The sequence below is a fragment of the Microbacterium sp. OR16 genome (genome assembly GCF_047306725.1).
GTDB lineage: Bacteria > Actinomycetota > Actinomycetes > Actinomycetales > Microbacteriaceae > Microbacterium.
In genome coordinates this window covers 84206-103005 of the sequence record NZ_JAZEXK010000002.1, presented here as the reverse complement: position 1 = coordinate 103005, position 18800 = coordinate 84206, and the positions used below count along the sequence as shown (strand labels likewise).

Genomic DNA, 18800 nt, shown 5'->3' with positions numbered 1-18800 from the left:
CGGCTGCGGTCACATACGGCCGGCCGGCCGACTCGAGCTCAGATGAGGCCGCGCGTGTGGGCTAGGGCCAGCAGCTCGGTCCGACTGCTCGCGTCGAGCTTGCGGTACAGGCTCGACACCTGCGTCTTGACCGTGTTCTCCGAGACGAAGAGCTTCTCGGCGATTTCTCGGCGGCTGATCCCCGCGGCCAGATGCTCGAGCACCTCGAGCTCTCGCGGCGTCAGCACAAGGGCGACGCTCTCTGTCATAACTGCCTCCTCGCCGCGAAGCAGGGCATCGATCTGCGTGCGCACGGCATGGCCGACCACCGTCGTCGTCACCGTCCCCAGCTTGTCGGCGAGGCGCAACGCCTGGTCTCGCACAGCGACGGCGGCGGCGTCTTCACCCTTCGCGCGATGGACGAGCAGCAAGACGGACAGGCGCCACAGCTCCAGCTGGCGCAGACCGACGGTGCCGTCCCCGGTCTGCACGGCGAGCGCGCCTGCCCGTGCCGGGGAGCCGCCGTCGAGAGCGAGACCGGCATTCGCCAGACGCACCAGCACCATCTCATGGTCGGCGGCGGCAAGCGCGGTCCGCGCGGCGGAGATGTGTCCTGCGTGCGCCGCGTGTGCGGCGCGCACCAGCGCGAACACGCTGCCGGTCAGGCCCTCGCCCTTGCTCGCACCGGGAAGATTCGACGACTCGAGCGCGTCGAGCAGCTCCGTCGCTCCGGGCGCGCCGGCACACACGGCGGTACCGAGCGCCATCACGAAGAACGGCCACATCTCGCCGATGCTCTGGCGTGGGAGCGCGGCGAGCTCGGCCGGCGCCTCCGGACGGTGCGCGCCGTCGAGCGCGACCTGAGCCAACCGGACCGTGGTGTCGACGAGCGGCTCGGCCCAGCTGGCGGTGCGGGCGATGCTCTCGGCCTCAGCGAGCTCTCGCCGCGCCAGATCAGGGTCGCCGACCAGCGCGTGGATCAGCGCTGCCTTCGCGTGTGCATCGCGCACGAAGAATCGCAGCGCGCTCGGCGGGCTCGTCCATTTGACGCGCTCGAACGCGCCGAGCGCGGCGGCGAAATCACCGGCCAGCATGCGAGTGATGCCGGCCTGCGTGAACAGGAAGGAGGCGTTGCCACGCGAGCCGTCGAGCAGTGCGTTACCCGGCGCCTCCAGCGCGATCTGATCCGACAGCTCGATGGCGGTGCGCAGCTCGCCGTGCAGGCGCGCCTCGAGCACCGCCATCGCGAGCATCGTGGTGTGCACCACGGGGTCGGACGCCTTCAACCCGCCCTCACGCGCGTCACCGAGCAGCGGCACGCTCTCACCCCGCAGCAGCGCCCTGATGTACGCGAAGACCGGATGCGCCTGCGCGTGCTCATCGGGCGCTGCATCGAGCACCGTCTTCAGCTCTGCGGGCGGCAGCGTGAACCACGCCTCGATGTAGTGCTCTTCGAAGCATGCGGCGATGCGGTCTCGGGGCCCTCGGTCGCGCAGGTCGCGCAGTGCAGCCGAGACGTCGTCAGGTGCGAGGGAGTCGGCCTCCCAGGTCGCCTCGTCGGTGTCCGGGATGCCCGGATACCGGACGTCGAGATCAGGCGTCGTCGAGGGTGCTTCTGCCGCAAGGTCTCGTCTTTCGTGCGCAGTCATGTCCGGTTCCCCTTTCATCACGCCCTCACGCTATCGGAGGTGATTGCCCCTCGTGCGAGCCGGGCGGTGGCGGAGCGCGGGGGAGCCATAGGATTAGAGTGACCTGTCGAGCAGCGGGTCGATGAGCGTTGTCTCAGTGCTGACGAGGGGAACAGATGCGCAAGAGCGGGGTACGGGGCGTCATCGCCACGCTGGGCGTCGTCGGTGCTCTCGTCCTGACAGGATGCGGTCCGGCGCCGTGGACGGTCGGTGACGCGGAGGCGACGCCCTCGGCATCCGCCACCGTCGCCCCGCCCGTGCCGAACGACCTCTCGTCGGGCAGCACGCAGCGCGAACTGGTCGCCGGCGCGGTCACGGCGAAGGTCGACTACTGGTCGACCCTGTCGATGGACCGGTGGACGGCGGGAGCGGTGAAACCGCTCAGCATCTCGCTGGTCACCAACGTCACGCCCGACGACGGACAGAAGGTGTATCTGCAGAAGGCCACCGTGACGGCGGTCGGCGCCGCAGGTGACCGCGCTCTCGCTCCGCTCGAACCGCAGGCCGACGCGGCGACCGTCGCGCCGGGCTACCTTGTGCTCGCGCCGTACAGCTACTCGCAGACCTTCAACGTCGGACCGGTCGATCAGAAGGCCACCTCAGTGTCGCTGCAGATCACGTTCGACTTCCTCGTGCAGACCACACCCACGTCGGCCGAATACGCCAAGCAGACCGCGACCGACACGCTCACGGTCGCCATCGCGCAGCCCGAATCCGACGACTGAGCGACGAACCTCAAGATCAACGCAAGATCAGCGCAACGGCATCCGAAGCCGCCCGAAACGGCTCTGCGGCACGGCTAACGTACCGACGGGCGTGCCTTCCGGCAGCAGCCCAGGAGGGCGTTTCATGACTTACCGACCGACCCGCGCCACGATGCGCGCTGCGGCCGCGATCGCTGCGATCGCCGCGATCGCCGGGCTCACGGGCTGCAGCCAGCTCATCGACACGCTCAATGGGGCGCAGAAGGTCGAGGCGGTGCTGCCCACCCCGCAGGCCACGGTGAACGACGACCTCGACGACGGCAGCGGCTTCGAATCGCAGTTCACCCGCGACGGGTCTGTCTCGCTGTCGAGCGACGTGGCCGACGGGCTCGAGGTGCGCCTCGACGTGTGGGCGTATGAGCCGAAGCGCACGATGCAATGGCATCCCGACGGCGAGAAGAGCCTCGGCTTCGCCGTCAACGTGTACGACCACCGGGTCGACGAGAAGGCGGTGCTCACGCAGAAGCGCCGGGTGTACCTGTCGCAGATCGCCATCACCTCGCAGACCGCGCAGGCATCGAACCAGACGTCGTCCCCGTTCCAGTTCACCGCCGACCCGCGAACGCTCGTACCCACCGACACGCTGCGCTCCGACCGCGGCCTGCTGCTGAACAGCTTCCAGGGCGGTCTGCTCGTGCCCGAGACGACGATCCATCAGCTGCCCCCCGATACTCAGGGCATCACGCTGCAGTTCGCGCTCACGATCGCCGTCGAGGGGGCCGCGAACGATGATGCCAGCTTCCAGCAGCAGACGGTGTATCAGGTGCTGCCCATCCGCATCCATCCGGTCGAGAACTGACCACAGCAGATCCTTCAGCCGATCTTGAGCAAAATCGATGCCCGCCTGGCGCGATTCCCGCGATTGATCGACCAGGATCGTTCTGTCGGATAGCGTATCCAGCGCACCGCAGACCGAGGGGGCCCGTTGTGACGACCGAGTATGTGCACTCGCCGCAGGACTTCGACCGCAGCGCAGTTGGCCACAGCGCCGAGCTGACGCCGGTCGAGCACGCACCGGGCTTCGCCGACGACTTCGATGACGTGCTGGAGAGCGCGTCCGGACACCGTTCGACGATCGGATGCATCATTCCGGCGTACAACGAAGAGGACTCGATCGCGGGGGTGCTCACCTCTCTGCTCGCGCAGACGCGCGTGCCCGACGTGATCCACGTCGTGGTGAACAACAGCACCGACAAAACGGTGAAGATCGCCTCGCAGTTCGCCGGCCCGCACGAGATCACGACCGACCTCGGCGAGCAATTCACCGAAGTGTTCGTGCACGACATCGGCAAGAACCCCGACAAGAAGGTCGGCGCCCTCAACTACGGCTACTCGCTGGTCGAGGGGTACGACTACCTGCTCGGCGTCGACGGCGACACCATCGGCGAGGAACGGGCGGTGGAGTACCTCGAGACCGAGGCTGTCTCCGACTCGCGCATCGGCGGCATCTCGGCCATCTACTCGATCGACACCGCCCCCATCAAAGGCGTCATCGCGAAGTTCCTCATCACCGGTCAGCGCACCCAGTTCGCCGCGTTCAACCTGCAGAACCTGCTGCGCGGGCGCAACATGGCCGTGCTGGGCGGGCAGTTCTCGATCTTCTCGACCACGGCCCTCCGCGACGTCATGAAGGCCAACCACCAGCGCACGCCGTGGGTGCGCGACAGTGAGGTCGAGGACTCGCTGCTGTCGCTGCAGATCAAGAGCGCCGGCTACCTCACCAAGATCAGCCCGTATGCGCGAGCGGATGTCGGTGGCATGACCACCATCCGCGCCTACGACGCCCAGCAGGTGAAGTGGACCTTCGGCGCCATCGAGCTGATGTGGCCAGGCCAGCGCGGCGACACGAAGGGTCAGCCATTCCACCCCAACCTGCGCCTGCGGTGGTTCGAGAACTTCGGCATGCTCACCAACCTGCTTGTTCGCATCGGCTTCGTCACCCTGCTCGCGGCGTCGCTCTCGATCGGCGCGTTCGTCTTCTCGCCGTGGTGGCTGCTGCCGCCACTGGCAGCGGTGCTGCTGAACGTGCGCATCGCGATGACGATGAAAGACCGCGACTCGCGCGACATCCTGTTCGCCGCACTGGTGTTCCCAGCCGAGATCTTCATGTGGATCAGGCTCAGTCACTTCGTGCGCTCGTGGTCGCGGTTCCTCTCACGGAAGAAGGTCGACAACTGGGCCATGCAAGCTCAGGCCGAGCGCGGCAGCGGCAGCGCGCACTGGATGCCGCTCGTGCTGCTGATCGTCGTTCTCATCGGTCTCGCGGTGGCGTGGAATCTGCTCACCCCGGCGATTCAGTCGGCCATCCTCTGGATCGGCTGGCCGGTGCTCGGCGTCGTCACGGTCACGCAGACCGTGCTGATGGTGTTCAAGCTGCTGCGCCGTTACCAGGGGTACAAGGTCTGAGCGGACTGGCCGGAGTGGTCAGCTGGTCACTTCGGTCGTGAGCCGGTAGCCGACTCCGCGCACCGTCTCGATGTATCGAGGCTGCACGGGGTTGTCGCCGAGCTTGCGGCGCAGGTTGGTCATGTGCGCCTCGATCGCACGCTTGTCGGCCTCGCCCACGAAGTAGCTCGTCACGTACGACTCGCCGCGCAGCACCAGCGTCAGGTCGGCCTTGCTGCGCACCCGCCGCTTCGACTCCATCAGGGCACAGAGCAGATCGAATTCGGTGCGGGTGAGCTCGACGTTCTTGTGCTGGATGAGCACGGTGCGGGTGTCGGCGTTGAGGCGCAGGTCGCGATGCGCGACCCAGGTGCCCTCTTCGAGCTCGGCATGCAGCACGTGCGGCACGACCGCGCTACCCGGCTGCGCCGGAGGGGCCGGGTGCGCCGAATCGGTGACCGATGTGAACCGGCCGTTCTCGTCGTAGTGCAGCACCACGTCTTCGTGCGGCGTCGCCGTCGTCGGCGCCGACTGCTGCGGTGATGCACCCGGCCACCCTGCGCGAGACGCGGCGGGAGAGCCGGTCTGGCCCTCCCGCTGCCCGTGGGCGCTCGCGCCCGTGGGCGCGAAGCCCTGCTCGCCACCGCGGGAGGGGAATGAGCGCCCGGACTGCTCCTGGCGCGGGGAGACGGCCGGCGCCTGTCGCGGTCGACGCAGCATCGCCTCGATGCGGGCTCGCAGCTCGCGCGGACGGAACGGCTTGTGCAGGTACTCGTCCGCGCCCGCTCCGAGGCCCATCACCACGTCTGCCTCTTCGCCGAGTGCGGTGAGCATGATGATGTAGGTGTCGCTCTGCGCGCGGATGCGTCGAGCGGCCTCGATGCCGTCGATGCCGGGCATGTTGACATCGAGCGTCGTGATCAGTGGCTGATAGGTGAGCACGGCGCGCACGCCGTCGATTCCATTTCCGACCGAGACGGTCGAGAAGCCGGCCGCCTCGAGCACCTCGGCGAGCAGGTGTCGCACGTCGGGATCGTCTTCGACGATCACCGCTGTCTTCGGAGTAAGGCCGTCATCCAGCATGCAGCACTCTCACATTCCAGGGAGGGGGAACCGGCATATTGGAATTCATGCTAGCGCGCACGCGCTCGAAGGCTACCCGTGTCACCTGGCATCCCTGGTCAGCTCCTCGGCAGCCTGCGGCCACCACACGCCTGCGTTCGGGCCGCCCTGACACGGGCCGTCGCTCTCGCCCGGCGGCTTGATCCACAGATTGGTGTCGATCACCTCGTCGCCGTACGTGCCGCCCGCATCCCCGACGCGCTGGCCCGGGGGATTGCACCACTCCGACCCCGCGCTCGCCGCGCCGTTGCGGGAGGTGTCGACGATCGCATGCATGCCGTCGAGTTCTGCCGCTACGGAGCGGGCGTAGGCGAATTCGTCGTAGGTCGACTGATAATTCGACACGTTCGTGGCGAACCCGCGCACCTTCCCGGCCACGTCGACGCGGGCGATCAGGCCCGCCATCTCCGATGGGTTCAGCCACGAGCTGTGACCGCCGTCGAGGTAGATCCAGGTGCGGGCGACCTGCAGGCGCCCGACCGCGTCACGCAGCTGCGTGACGCGCTGGTCGATGTTGTCGCACTGTGGAGCAAGCGCGAGGCTGTCGGGCTCGAGCACGACGATCTTCTGCACGTCAGGTGCGGCCGCCAGCGCGGTGGAGATCTCGTCGATCCATCGGCGGTACTCTCCCTCGCTCAGACCGCCCGCCGAGTGGTTGCCGCAGTCGCGGCCAGGCAGACCGTAGATGACGAGAGCGAGCGAGACGTCCTGGTCGCGCGCAGCAGAGGTCAGCGCCGACACGGTGCGCCCGGCGCGCCCGAGCGGATCCTGTTCGGGCGTGAGCCAGTACGCCGTCGGCTGCTCGGCGAGATACTGCGTGGCGTCGCGCTGCTCGGCATCCATCCCAGAGCCGTCGAGCGCAAGACGCGCTTTCGACAGCGGGGGCGCGAGCACCACCGTCCCCACACCGGGAGAAGCGGCCGTCGCCGAGAAAACCCATCGCTGCACCGTACTCACCGCCACCACGAGACCGACGATGAGCGCGATCACCGTCGCGATCAGCAGAACCAGCAGGAGGCGGCGGGGTCGCCGTCGCGGAGGACGGATGCCCGGCGTGCCGCGCTCCGATCCCGCCGTGTCGCGGGTGCGCTCGGAGCGGCGTGTCATGATGCTCAGCTTATCGACGCCCTCGCCCCGGGGTCGGCGTGCGGCTTTCGTACGGCATCCTCGCAAATCCCGCCGCTTATCCTGGCCTTTATGTGTGGAATCGTCGGATACGTGGGCCCGCGGCCCAGCCAGGACATCCTTCTCGCGGGCCTCGCCCGTCTCGAGTACCGCGGCTACGACTCTGCCGGCATCGCCGTCATCGACGAGCAGGGCGACCTGGGCATGCGCAAAAAGGCCGGCAAGCTCGCCGTGCTGCGCGACTCGCTCGCCGAGCATCCCCTCAACGACGGCACCACCGGCATCGGGCACACCCGCTGGGCGACCCACGGCGGCCCGACCGATGTGAACGCCCACCCGCACCTCGCTGACGACGACAAGCTCGCCGTCATCCACAACGGCATCATCGAGAACTTCAGCGCCCTGCGCGACGAACTCATCGCCGAGGGCGTCACCTTCCGCAGCGAGACAGACACCGAGGTCGCCGCGGCTCTGCTGGGGCGCGAGTACCGGGCAGCCGGCGATCTGGCATCCGCCTTCCGCGCCGTCGTCAACCGCCTCGAGGGCGCGTTCACGCTGCTCGCCATGCACCAGGACCAGCCCGGCGTCGTCGTCGGCGCTCGCCGCAACTCTCCGCTGGTGATCGGCCTCGGCGAGGGCGAGAACTTCCTCGGCTCCGACGTCGCCGCGTTCGTCGAGCACACCCGCAAGGCGCTCGCGATCGGGCAGGACCAGATGGTCTCGATCACCCCCTCGTCGGTCGAGGTCACCGACTTCGACGGCAACCCCGTCGAGGCGCAGCCGTTCGACGTCTCGTGGGACGCCGCTGCCGCCGAGAAGGGCGGCTGGGCGTCGTTCATGGCCAAGGAGGTCGCCGAGCAGCCCGACGCCGTCGCCAACACCATCCGCGGGCGCGTGCAGGGCGACCAGGTCGTCATCCCCGAGCTCGACGGCCTCGACGAGCTGTTCGTCGGCATCGATCGCGTGATCATCACCGCCTGCGGCACCGCATCGTACGCGGCGCTGGTCGGCAAGTACGCGATCGAGCAGTGGGCGCGCGTGCCCGTCGACGTCGAGCTCGCGCACGAGTTCCGCTACCGCGACCCGGTGATCGGCGACAAGACGCTGGTCATCTCGATCAGTCAGTCGGGCGAGACGATGGACACCCTGATGGCGGTGAAGTACGCCCGCGAGCGCGGCGCGCGCACCCTGTCGGTCTGCAACACGCAGGGCGCGACGATTCCTCGCGAGTCGGATGCCGTCGTCTACACCCACGCCGGCCCCGAGGTCGCCGTCGCATCGACGAAGGCGTTCTCGGCGCAGATCACCGCGCTGCTGCTGCTCGGCCTGCACATGGGTCGGGTGCGGGGCACCCTCTCTGCTTCTGCCGCTGAGGATGTGGCCGAGCTGCAGGCGCTGCCCGAGAAGATCGCCCAGGTGCTCGCCGAAGAGCAGGAGCACGTCTCGCAGCTGGCGCACTGGATGGCGGACACCCGCTCGGTGCTGTTCCTGGGCCGCCACGTGGGCTACCCGATCGCCCTCGAGGGCGCGCTCAAGCTCAAGGAGATCTCGTACATCCACGCCGAGGGCTTCGCCGCCGGCGAGCTCAAGCACGGCCCGATCGCGCTGATCGAGCCCGGTCAGCCCGTGTTCGTGATCGTGCCGTCGCCGCGGCACTCGGCACTGGTGCATTCGAAGGTCGTCTCGAACATCCAGGAGATCCGCGCCCGCGGCGCTCGCGTGATCGTCATCGCGGAAGAAGGGGATGCCGCCGTGCTGCCCTTCGCCGACGAGGTCATCCGCATTCCGCTCGCCGGGGCGATGTTCGAGCCCGTGCTCGCGGTCGTGCCGCTGCAGATCTTCGCGATGGCGCTCGCCACCGCGAAGGGCCTCGACGTCGACCAGCCGCGCAACCTGGCGAAGTCCGTCACCGTGGAGTGAGCCCGGCGCGCCGGAATCCCGCCGTCCCGCACCCTGCCACTCCGCCACCCCGCCACTGCCACTCCGCCACCCCGCGCGGATGTCGGCAGGATTCACGGATGTCGGCAGAAATGGGCGGATGCTGCTGGCATCCGGTCATTCTGCCGACATATGTGCGCGGGGCGAGGCGCGCGGACGGATGTCGGCAGGATTCACCGACATGTGTGCGCGGGGCGAGGCGCGGAAAGCCGACCTTCGGGCCGAGGTGGGCGTCAGTCGCCGATCCGGCCGATCGCGGCGATGATCGCCGGCACGACCTGGTCCCAGTGGTGTACTACGAGCGAGTAGTCGAAGCGCAGTGTCTCGTACCCGAGGGCGGATGATGCCGCGTCACGAACGAGGTCGCTGTGGCGCCTCTCGGCGCTGTGATGGTTCTCGCGGCCGTCGACTTCGAGGATGAGGCGGCCCCCGGCCACGAAGTCCACCCGCCCGACCTGCCCGATCTGCACCTGGCACTCCAGCCGGATGCCGAGCAGGTGCAGCCGGAATCGGAGCAGCGACTCCAGCCCGCTCTGCGCATCTGACCGGGCGAAGCGCAGCATCCACTGGGCAGCCTGCGGCAACTCGGTGGCGATTCGACGCCGATCGGATGCCGTGAGAAGCCGGCGGTTCCAGGCCGACTCGTAGGCGGCGAAGAACTCCTCTGCCGGGAGACAACGGTAGGCGTGAATCAGCGCCGTCGCGACCGAGGCGTATCCGACGCCGGAGGTGCCAGGGGAGTGGTGCACCACGCAGGCGCACCTGTCGTGCGGATGCCGTCGGCCGGCGCGGCCCAGCCACACGTGCACCACGTCGTCGGGGTCCGACAGCACCCATACGCGGTTCGCGCGGAGGGCATCCGCGCAGGTCAACTCCCCGCCGTGCGCTGCCGCCGTGACGACCTTCCGGTCGGTGGTGGGCAGCGCGAAGACGCCGGGGCGGACGCGCCGGATGGTGCCGCGGGCGGCAGCATCCGCGAGCACGCGCCGGCTGCACCCGTACTGCTGCAGCAGAACTCCGCGCGCGACTCCGCCGAAGCGGGCGAGAAGTTCTGCGGGTGCCAACATCATTCGAGCATGTTCGGATGCCGGGTCGCGCGGGCCCCATTCCGGCTGATTGTGGATGGGCCGGCCGAATCAGGCACCTGTGGAGGAAGAATGCGCGTCGTGTCGACCGCACGGATGTCGGCGCGATGGACGGATGTCGGTGCGGATGAGGGTTTTCCGGCCGACATCCGTGTTCTACGCCGACATCTGTGCGGGAAGGGTGGTGACCGGGGATGGATGGCATGCCGGCGACAGGATGAGCGCGGATGCCGCCGAGTAGGCTGAGGGGGTGATCCTCGGAACCGGCATCGACCTCGTCGACATCGCACGGTTCGAGCGCTCGGTGGCGCGCACGCCGAAGCTGCTGCCCCGCCTGTTCACCGACTCCGAGCAGCGGCTCAGGCTGCACTCGCTCGCCGCGCGGTTCGCCGCGAAAGAGGCGCTCATCAAGGCGCTCGGCGGCAGCGACGGGGTGCACTGGACCGAGATCGAGATCGGCGCCGAGCCCTCGGGCAAGCCGCTGTTCCTGCTGAGCGGGTCGACCGCGGCGGTCGTCGCCGAGCGCGGCATCACCGCGCTGCACCTGAGCATGACGCACGACGCCGGCCTCGCCATCGCCTATGTCATCGCCGAGGGGACGGACGCATGACCTCCCCTCACTTCTCTACCGCCGACACCCCCACTTCCTCGCGACACCCCCAGGTGCGAACGTCCGCGGGCAGGGGTGTGGGCGCGAAGTGGGGGTCTCGGCGAGAGAGGGCAGGCGCGAGCAGCAGAGGAGTGCGCAGATGAGCGTTCCGTTCCGTGAGGCATCCATCGACCTGAGCGCGATCGCGCACAACGTCGCGCGGCTGCGCTCGATCACCGGCGTCCAGGTGATCGGCGTCGTCAAGGCGAACGGGTACGGCCACGGCGCCGCCGAGGTGGCCACCGCGGCGCTCGCCGGCGGAGCGACCCGGCTCGGCACGGCCACCATCGAAGAGTCGCTCACCCTGCGCCGGGCGGGCATCACCGCGCCGCTGATGGCCTGGCTGCACGCCCCCGACCGACGCTTCGACGACGCCGTCGAGGCCGGGATCGAGATCGGCATCTCGTCGTACCGGCAGCTGCTCGCGGCATCCGAGGCGGCGAAGCCACCGGCATCCATCCACCTCAAGGTCGACACCGGGCTCTCCCGCAACGGGCTCGCACCGGCCGAGCTCGACCGCGTCTTCGCCGAGGCCGCACGCCTCGAGCGGCTCGGACGCGTCCGCGTGCTCAGCATCTTCAGCCACCTCTCGGGCGCGAGCGGCGACGACGATCGGGCGCAGCTGGCCAGGTACGAGCAGATCGTCGCGCAGGCCCAGGCCCACGGCATCCGCCCCGAGTTCCGCCACCTCGCCGCGACCGCCGGTGCGATCGACATCCCCGAGGCGCGGCTCGACGCGGTGCGCATCGGGATCGGGATGTACGGGCTCTCGCCGTTCGCCGACCGCACCTCCGCCGACCTGGGCCTGCGCCCCGCGATGACCCTGCGTGCATCGGTCGCGGCGGTGCGCCGCGTGACCGCGGGCACGGGAGTCTCGTACGACTACGCGTACCGGTGCGAGAACGACACGACCCTCGCACTCGTGCCGCTCGGATATGCCGATGGGGTGCCGCGGCAGGCATCCGGAGCCGGTCCGGTGATGATCGGCGACCGCCGCTTCACCGTCTCGGGGCGCGTCGCCATGGATCAGTTCGTCGTCGACGTCGGCGACGCGCCGGTGCGCGAAGGCGACGAGGTGGTGCTGTTCGGCGACCCGGCGGCGGGTCTGCTGAGTGCGACCGAGTGGGCGGATGCCGCGGGCACGATCAACTACGAGATCGTCACGCGCATCGGCGACCGGGTGCCACGGAGGTGGCACTCATGAGCCTCGATCCCACCCTGCTCGGTCGCCGCGAGATCCGCACATCGGATGCCATGGAGAGCCTCGGCGTGCGGATCGGCGAGCAGCTGCAGCCGGGCGACCTGCTGATTCTCACCGGTCCGCTCGGCGCCGGCAAGACGACGTTCACCCGCGGACTCGCTGAAGGCCTCGGCGTGCGCGGACCGGTGCAGAGCCCCACGTTCGTGATCGCCCGCACCCATCCGTCACTGGTCGGGGGAGCACCGCTCGTGCACGTCGACGCCTACCGGCTGGGGTCTGCCGCCGAGCTCGACGACCTCGACATCGACTTCGCGCGGTCGGTCGTGGTGATCGAGTGGGGCCGGCCGATGGCATCCGCCGTGGCCGACGCATGGTGGGACATCGAGATCGAGCGGCCCGTCGGGGGCGACGGCGAACTGAGCGACGAAGACCTCGACGCCGACGCGCCGCGGTTCGTGACGGTCACGCGCGTGGAGCGCTGACGCGAGATTTTCTCGCGCTCTCGCTCGGGCCTCTCTCGGCTCGGCTCGGCTCTCGCTCGGGCCTCTTTCTCTCGCGGGTGGGCCCATAGGGCCGCCTCGTGCGCGCGGATGCGGCCATGTGGGACCAGCGGGCGTGCGTGGTCGCGCACCCGCAGGGCCCCGCGCACATGCGCGACTACCCCCGCGCGCGGCGCCCCCGCGCCTACGAGCGCTCGGCGGCGCGCTTGAGGCGCAGCGCCCCCACGAAGCCGAGCACGAGGAACACCGTGGCCACAAGCAGAGCACCTCGCGTGGCGTCGGCGAACCCGCCGGTCAGCGCGTCGATCACGGTGGGCGTCTGCTCTCCGTATGCGGAACCCGCGCCCTGCGCGCGCAGTTGGGCGATCGTCGTCCCCGCCGAGAGCCGCGTGGATTCGGCGAGTCGATCGGCCGCCGCACCGGTGATCCCCGCGCCGTCGAGCGCGGCGGGCAGCGAGACAGCGAGCCACACCGACAGTGCGGTGCCGGCCATTGCGGTTCCCAGCGCCGAGCCCACCTGGCGAACCGTGCTCTGGGTGGCCGAGCCCTGCCCCGAGACGGCCACCGGGATGTCCTGCAGGACCGTGCCGGTCAGCTGCGCCGACGCGAGCCCGAGGCCGAGTCCGTAGATGACCAGCGGCAGGGCGACGAGCCAGCCGGCGCTGTCGGCGCGCAGCAGCAGCGCCAGTGCCAGCGTGCCGACGATCTCGAGCCCGAGGCCGAGCAGCACCGTGCCGGGTGCGCCGAAGCGCGCGGCGAGGTGACGTGCCGAGGCGCCCGAGAAGAACGCTCCGATCGCCATGGCGGCGAGCACGAGGCCAGCGCCCATCACATCCAGGCCCAGCCCGTTGATGAGGAACAGCGGGAGCACGAAGATGATCGCGAACTCGCCGATGGCGACCATCGCGGCGGTCAGGTTGCCCCACGAGAACGTCGAGAACGTGAACAGCCCGAGATCCAGCAGCGCCTCGCGCTGCACCTTCTCGCGGTGCCGCTCCCACACGACGAACAGCACGAGAGCGATGATCGCGACCGCCAGAGCCACCGGGACGGCCGAGATCGGGGCATCCTGCGACCACGTCCAGCCGAACAGGGTCAGCTCGCTCTTCGGCGTCCACCATCCGAGGTCGGGCCCCTCGACGACGGCGAAGACGAGGGCGCCGAAGCCGATCGCGCTGAGCAGTGCGCCGTCGACGTCGACGCCGGGGCGGGTCTTGCGCCCGCGCGTCTCGGGCACGACGATCGCCGCGGCGACGAGAAGCAGCAGGCCGACGGGCAGGTTGACGAGGAAGATCCAGTGCCACGACGCCCACTGCGTCAGCGCCCCGCCGGCGAGCGGACCGATTGCGGCAGCGCCCGAGATCACCGCGCCCCAGACTCCGAACGCGGCCGCCCGGTACCTGCCGCGGAAGACGGCGTTCACCGTCGACAGCGTCGAGGGCATGATGAGCGCCGCGCCGACCGCCTGCACGGCGCGAGCGCCGATGAGAGCGCCCGCGCTCGCGGAGACGGCGGCCAGCAGACTGCCGCCCATGAACACCACGAGGCCCGCCAGGAACAGGCGCTTGCGCCCCCAACGATCGGCCAGACTGCCCGTCGACAGCAGCAGCGCCGCGAGCACCACCGCGTACAGGCTGTTGACCCACTGGGCGTCGGTGAGGTCGAGATCCAGGTCGCGGATGATGGCGGGCAGCGCGACGCCGACGATCGTTCCGTCGAGCACGATGAGCCCGAGCCCGACCGAGAGCACCGCCAGGGCGATCCACTCCCGACGGGTGGGCGCGGCAGGCTCAGCCGCGGCAGGCTCAGCCGCGCCGAGCTCGGCCGCGGCGGCATCTCTGTGGTGCGGTCTGCTCATGGCGGATTCCTCTTCACGATTCGGGCGGGTCACAGCAGACCCACCTGCTGGGCGACGTGGATAGCGCGGGAGCGGCTGTCGACGTCGAGTTTGGTGAAGATGTGGGCGATGTGGCTCTTCACGGTCGCCTCGGTGACGAAGAGCGCCTTGGCGATCTCGCGGTTGCCGGCGCCGGTGGCCAGCAGCCGCAGCACCTCGACCTCGCGGTCGGTGAGCTTGGGCAGCGGGTTGCGCATGCCCTGCAGCACCCGGGCCGCGAGTTCGGGGGAGAGGATCGTCTCGCCCGCATGCGCACGACGGATGCCGTCGATGATCACCTCGGGCGCGACATCCTTGAGCAGATATCCGGCGGCGCCCGCCTCGATCGCGCCGAGGATCTCGGCGTCGCGATCGAAGGTCGTGAGGATCAGCACGGCGGGTGCGGGGTCGAGGCGGCGCAGCGCCGCCGTGGTGCGGATGCCGTCGATGCCGGCTCCGAGGCGCAGATCGCACAGCACGACGTCGGGTCGCAGATGACCGGCCAAGGCGATGGCCTCTTCGCCCGTCGCCGCCTCGCCGACCACACGGACGGTGTCGGTGTCGAGCACGCTGCGAAGACCGCTGCGCACGACAGGGTGGTCGTCGACGAGCAGGACGGTGGTGGTCACGGGATCTCCTTCGTCTCGGGGGACTCAGCGGGTGCGGGCGCTGTGGAGGGCGCGGGCGCGGGTCGCTCGGATGCGGGTGCGGCGGCCTGAGCGGATGCCGGTGACACCCGCTCGGGGTGGATGGGCACCGACACCGAGATCGCGGTGCCCTCGCCCGGTGCGCTCTCGATGTCGAGGCCGCCGCCGAGCTCGCGCAGCCGGGCGCGGATGAAGCGCAGCCCGTAGCTCGAAGAGCCAGACTCGACGTCGCGCTCCCAGCCCGGCAGGTCGAATCCCACACCGTCGTCGATGATGTCGAGCCGCACCGATCCGTCATCGTCGATCAGACTGACCACGACCCGGGATGCCCTGGCGTGCAGGCGCACGTTGGCCAGCGCCGACTGCGCGGTGCGCAGCAGCGCGACCTCGACGGGCGTCGGCAGCGCGGGCAGTGACTCATCGACGTGCAGCTCGGTGCGCAGCGGCGACTGCTGCCCCGCCTCCTGCTCGGCGCGCTCGAGCATCCGCTCCAGTGCTTCCGCGAGCCCGTTGCCCTCCAGCTCGGCGGGCGCGAGCGCGGCGACGATGCGCCGTACATCGCCGAGACTGGCGCCCGCGAGGTCCTCCAGCTGCGTGAGGGTGCGCGCCGCTTCTGCGTCGGTGCTGCGTGCCGCGCCGGCGTGCGCGAGCAGCCGGATCGATGAGAGCCCTTGCGCCACTGTGTCGTGGATGTCGCGCGAGATGCGCGTGCGCTCGGCGATCGCACCGGCCTCGCGCTGGGCGAGAGCGAGCTCGTCCTGCAAGTCGGCCATCTCGTGCTGTGCTCGGGTGAGCGAGTCGAGCAGACGCTCGCGCTCGGCCGCATCGCGCAGCAGCTGCAGGTAGCCGCGCGAGATGCCGAAGGCGAAGATGCCGCCGATGAGCGGCCCGAAGATGTTGGCGTAGCTGGTGGTGCCGTGATGCAGGACCGGCCCGACGGCCACGACCCCGAACACCACGCCCGAGAACACCAGCCCCCATCGCAGCGGCAGCAGGTGACCGGCGAGCAGCCAGAGCAGGAAGGCCACCCAGACGAACTCGGACGACACGGCGACCGCGGCGATCCACACGGCGGCGAAGCCGGTGAGCCACCAGACGGCCGCGCTGTGCGCACGAGCGCGCAGGGGCAGCAGTGCTCCAGCGGTGTGCCAGGCGAGGATCGCCACGCCCGCGATGACGGCCGCCGCCGCGGGCGTGCCGGCAGCGATGGCGCGGATCACGCCGATCGCGGCGAGCCCTGCGGCGATGACGTGCTGGCCGATCTCCATCGCGCGCACCGTCGGAGCGGTGGACGCCGGGCCCATCCGGCCCCCGTGCCCGCGCTCGCGGCGGCCGTGGCCGGGCCTGCGGCCGCCGCCGGGCTCGTCACCCGCGCCGCCCCCGTGACCGGGCATCCGGCCGCCGTGCTCCGGCTCGTCACCGGATCGGCGGCCGTGGCCGGGCCTCCGGCCGCCGTGCTCCGGCTCGTCACCGGATGACAGCGGCATGCTCACGAGGCTCATGGGTCGATTCTTCCTCCGAACCGCTCTCGCGCGAAGAGCTCGGGCGGCTCGGCCACCAGATGCGATCACCGACGAGGGCGAAGATCGCGGGAACGATCACGGTGCGAACGACCAGCGTGTCGACGATCACGCCGACACCGACGATCAGCCCGAGCTGTCCGAGCGTGACCAGGGGCAGCACTCCCAGCGCGGCGAAGACGGCTGCCAGCACGATGCCCGCGCTGGTGATCACACCGCCGGTGTGGGTGACCGCCTCGACGACGCCGGTGCGCGTGCCGTGCTTCGCCGCCTCGCCCCGGGCGCGGTGCACGAGGAAGATCGTGTAGTCGATGCCCAGTGCGACGAGGAACAGGAAGGCCAGCAGCGGCACCTGCAGGTCGAGTGCGTGCTGGCCGAGCAGCACCCGGCTGAGCCACGCTCCGGCGCCGATCGCGGCGAGCGCGCTGGCGAGGTTGACCAGAAGCAGCAGCACCGGCGCCACGACCGATCGCAGCAGCACGAGCAGCACGATGAAGCTGACCGCCAGCACGAGAGGTGCGATCAGCAGCAGGTCCTGCTGGTTGCCGGTGCGGGCGTCGAGATCCGTCGCGACGGCGCCGCCGACCAGGGCATCCGCGCCGGGCACGGCGTGCACGGCGTCGCGCAGCTCGGCGATCTGATCGAGGCTGTCCGTGGTGCTCGGGGCGTACTCGCTCGTGACCATCAGCTTCGTCAGCGAGCCGTCGGCCGTCTCGCCGGCCGGATGCGCCCGCACCACGCCCTCGACGTCGTCGATCGCGGTGAGCACGTCGTCGGCGTGGTCGCTGTCGGCGACGATGAGGATCGGCTGCGCCTCACCGGCGGGGAAGTGCTGCGAGAGCACCTCGAGGCCGGTGGCCGACTCGGACTGCACGCGGAACTTCTCGATCTGGTCGAGTCCGACAGAGGTGCCGATGAGGCCGGTGGCCATGACTGCCAGCAGTGCCACGCCGCCGATCAGGCTCAGGGCGGGCCGGCGCACGACCCGGCTGGCCAGTGCGCGCCAGGCGCGACCCTGCGTGCGGGTCTGGCCCGGTCGCGGCACGAACGGCCAGAAGACGCCGCGGCCGCAGACCGCCAGCAGCGGCGGCAGCAGGAACAGCACGGCGGTCAGGGCGATCAGCAGGCCGATCGCGCTCGAGACGCCCAGGCCGTGCGTGCCGGGGATGACGGCGAGCACGAGGGTGAGCAGCGCGAGCACCACGGTGACGTTCGACGCGAGGATGGCGGGTGCCGTCCGCCGCCAGGCGATGCTCAGGGCGTGCCGGTGGTTCTCGTTCTCGAGCAGCTCCTCGCGGTAGCGCGAGATGAGCAGCAGGGCGTAGTTCGTGCCGGCTCCGAAGACCAGCACGCTGATGATCCCGGCATCGAACTGCAGGTTCCAGGCCGCACCCGCGGCCGCGGTCATGCGCCCCGCGAGGCCGTCGGCGAGTGCGACGACGACGAGCGGGATCAGCCAGAGCACGGGGGAGCGGTAGGTGATGATCAGCAGCACGGCGACGATGAGGATCGTCACGAGCAGCAGCGTGAAGTCCGCGCCCTCGAAGGCGGATGCCACGTCGGCGCCGAACGCCGGTCCGCCGGTGACCTGCGAGCTGAGCCCGTCGATCGGGTTGTCCGCCAGATCCGCTCGGATGTCGCCGACCACCTCGGCGGTGGCGGTGTTCGTCTCGCCGACGGTGATCGGGGCGACGAGCAGAGCGGCCTTGCCGTCCTCGCTCACCAGAGGGCCGGTGGCATCGGCATCCGTCCGCTCGTCGAGCACGGGCAGCAGCTCCGTCAGACCGGCGAGGTCGGCGTCGGTGAGTGCCGCGCCGTCGTCGCGCGTGGTGACGACGAGCACCGACTGTCGATCGGCGTTCGGGAACTCGTCGAGCAGGGCGCTCGTGCGCGCCGATTCGGAGTCGCTGGGGGCTGAGGCATTGCCCTCGGGCGCCTTGGCCGAGCCGAACGCGCCGAACAGCAGCACCATCACGAGCAGGACGAGACCGAGCGAGACCCACGCGCCTCGGCGCGAGGTCAGCCGGTCGGAGAAGGAGGGGCGAACCGCAGAATCTGGCATGACATCCACTCCACCAGCGCGGCGCGCGCGGCACATCGCGAGCAAGGGTGAAGTGCATGTCAGCCGAAAGGATGAGACGGCGGACTCCCTGACGCGGAGGTCGTGCGCCGTGTGTCGGACGAAGCGTCCATCCGCGTCGACACCGACGTGCCGCGGTGTTCGGTAACCGCGGCACGTCGGTGTCAGGAGTGACGACCGGTGCCGCGAGCCCCGTCCCCGGCGCGAAAGTGGCCATCGCAGCAGTCGCCGGTGGTTTCCG

Annotated in this window: 15 protein-coding genes; 7 read left to right on the top strand and 8 right to left on the bottom strand. The window is 70.0% G+C overall.

The annotated features are described in order from the left end of the window. Positions 1-38: 38 nt before the first annotated feature. Positions 39-1628: a response regulator transcription factor gene (locus V2S05_RS11110; RefSeq protein ID WP_413635378.1), complete on the bottom strand. Its 1590-nt coding sequence runs from the start codon at positions 1626-1628 to the stop codon at positions 39-41. A gap of 155 nt (positions 1629-1783) precedes the next feature. Between V2S05_RS11110 and V2S05_RS11105 the strand changes: the two genes are divergently transcribed. From V2S05_RS11105 to V2S05_RS11095, 3 genes are all read left to right on the top strand, one after another. Continuing rightward, entirely contained in the window at positions 1784-2392 is a 609-nt protein-coding gene (locus V2S05_RS11105) for a hypothetical protein (RefSeq protein ID WP_413635377.1), read from the top strand. A gap of 124 nt (positions 2393-2516) precedes the next feature. Then, complete coding sequence (locus tag V2S05_RS11100) at positions 2517-3230, top strand: fructose 1,6-bisphosphatase (RefSeq protein WP_413635375.1); 714 nt, start codon at positions 2517-2519, stop codon at positions 3228-3230. Between the two features lie 128 nt (positions 3231-3358). After that, positions 3359-4837: a glycosyltransferase family 2 protein gene (locus V2S05_RS11095; RefSeq protein ID WP_413635374.1), complete on the top strand. Its 1479-nt coding sequence runs from the start codon at positions 3359-3361 to the stop codon at positions 4835-4837. 18 nt (positions 4838-4855) lie between these two features. On the opposite strand, the gene V2S05_RS11090 is transcribed toward V2S05_RS11095, so the two are convergent. Continuing rightward, positions 4856-5899, bottom strand: coding sequence for a response regulator (locus tag V2S05_RS11090; protein ID WP_413635373.1), 1044 nt, complete (start codon positions 5897-5899; stop codon positions 4856-4858). Between the two features lie 81 nt (positions 5900-5980). Beyond that, complete coding sequence (locus V2S05_RS11085) at positions 5981-7045, bottom strand: glycoside hydrolase family 6 protein (RefSeq protein ID WP_413635371.1); 1065 nt, start codon at positions 7043-7045, stop codon at positions 5981-5983. A gap of 90 nt (positions 7046-7135) precedes the next feature. Between V2S05_RS11085 and glmS the strand changes: the two genes are divergently transcribed. After that, a complete protein-coding gene (gene glmS / locus V2S05_RS11080; protein ID WP_413635369.1) occupies positions 7136-8983 on the top strand; it encodes a glutamine--fructose-6-phosphate transaminase (isomerizing) in 1848 nt (615 codons plus the stop codon). A 251-nt stretch (positions 8984-9234) separates the two neighbouring features. Here glmS and V2S05_RS11075 read toward each other — a convergent pair whose 3' ends face one another. Continuing rightward, positions 9235-10071: an endonuclease domain-containing protein gene (locus V2S05_RS11075; protein WP_413635367.1), complete on the bottom strand. Its 837-nt coding sequence runs from the start codon at positions 10069-10071 to the stop codon at positions 9235-9237. Positions 10072-10336: 265 nt separating this feature from the next. On the opposite strand from V2S05_RS11075, the gene V2S05_RS11070 reads away from it, so the two are divergent. The 3 genes from V2S05_RS11070 (at position 10337) to tsaE (ending at position 12418) form a co-directional block, all read left to right on the top strand. Beyond that, positions 10337-10696, top strand: a complete 360-nt coding sequence (locus V2S05_RS11070; RefSeq protein WP_271638443.1) for a holo-ACP synthase — start codon at positions 10337-10339, stop codon at positions 10694-10696. Positions 10697-10835: 139 nt separating this feature from the next. Continuing rightward, complete coding sequence (gene alr / locus V2S05_RS11065; protein ID WP_413635365.1) at positions 10836-11939, top strand: alanine racemase; 1104 nt, start codon at positions 10836-10838, stop codon at positions 11937-11939. Beyond that, on the top strand, positions 11936-12418 hold the full coding sequence (gene tsaE / locus V2S05_RS11060; RefSeq protein ID WP_413635363.1) for a tRNA (adenosine(37)-N6)-threonylcarbamoyltransferase complex ATPase subunit type 1 TsaE: 483 nt from the start codon (positions 11936-11938) through the stop codon (positions 12416-12418). Before alr ends, tsaE begins: the two co-directional genes overlap by 4 nt. Positions 12419-12620: 202 nt before the next feature. On the opposite strand, the gene V2S05_RS11055 is transcribed toward tsaE, so the two are convergent. From V2S05_RS11055 to V2S05_RS11040, 4 genes are read right to left on the bottom strand one after another with little or no spacing between them, the layout of a single operon-like run. Then, positions 12621-14294 (bottom strand): MFS transporter, encoded by a 1674-nt coding sequence (locus V2S05_RS11055; protein WP_413635362.1) that lies wholly within the window; start codon positions 14292-14294, stop codon positions 12621-12623. 29 nt (positions 14295-14323) lie between these two features. Further along, positions 14324-14941: a response regulator gene (locus tag V2S05_RS11050; RefSeq protein WP_413635361.1), complete on the bottom strand. Its 618-nt coding sequence runs from the start codon at positions 14939-14941 to the stop codon at positions 14324-14326. Beyond that, the gene (locus tag V2S05_RS11045; RefSeq protein WP_413635360.1) at positions 14938-16461 is read right to left on the bottom strand and encodes a sensor histidine kinase; all 1524 of its coding nucleotides are present in this window, start codon (positions 16459-16461) and stop codon (positions 14938-14940) included. Before V2S05_RS11045 ends, V2S05_RS11050 begins: the two co-directional genes overlap by 4 nt. Next, positions 16427-18541, bottom strand: a complete 2115-nt coding sequence (locus V2S05_RS11040) for an MMPL family transporter (RefSeq protein ID WP_413635359.1) — start codon at positions 18539-18541, stop codon at positions 16427-16429. The genes V2S05_RS11045 and V2S05_RS11040 overlap by 35 nt, the downstream gene beginning before the upstream one ends. Positions 18542-18800: the final 259 nt, after the last annotated feature.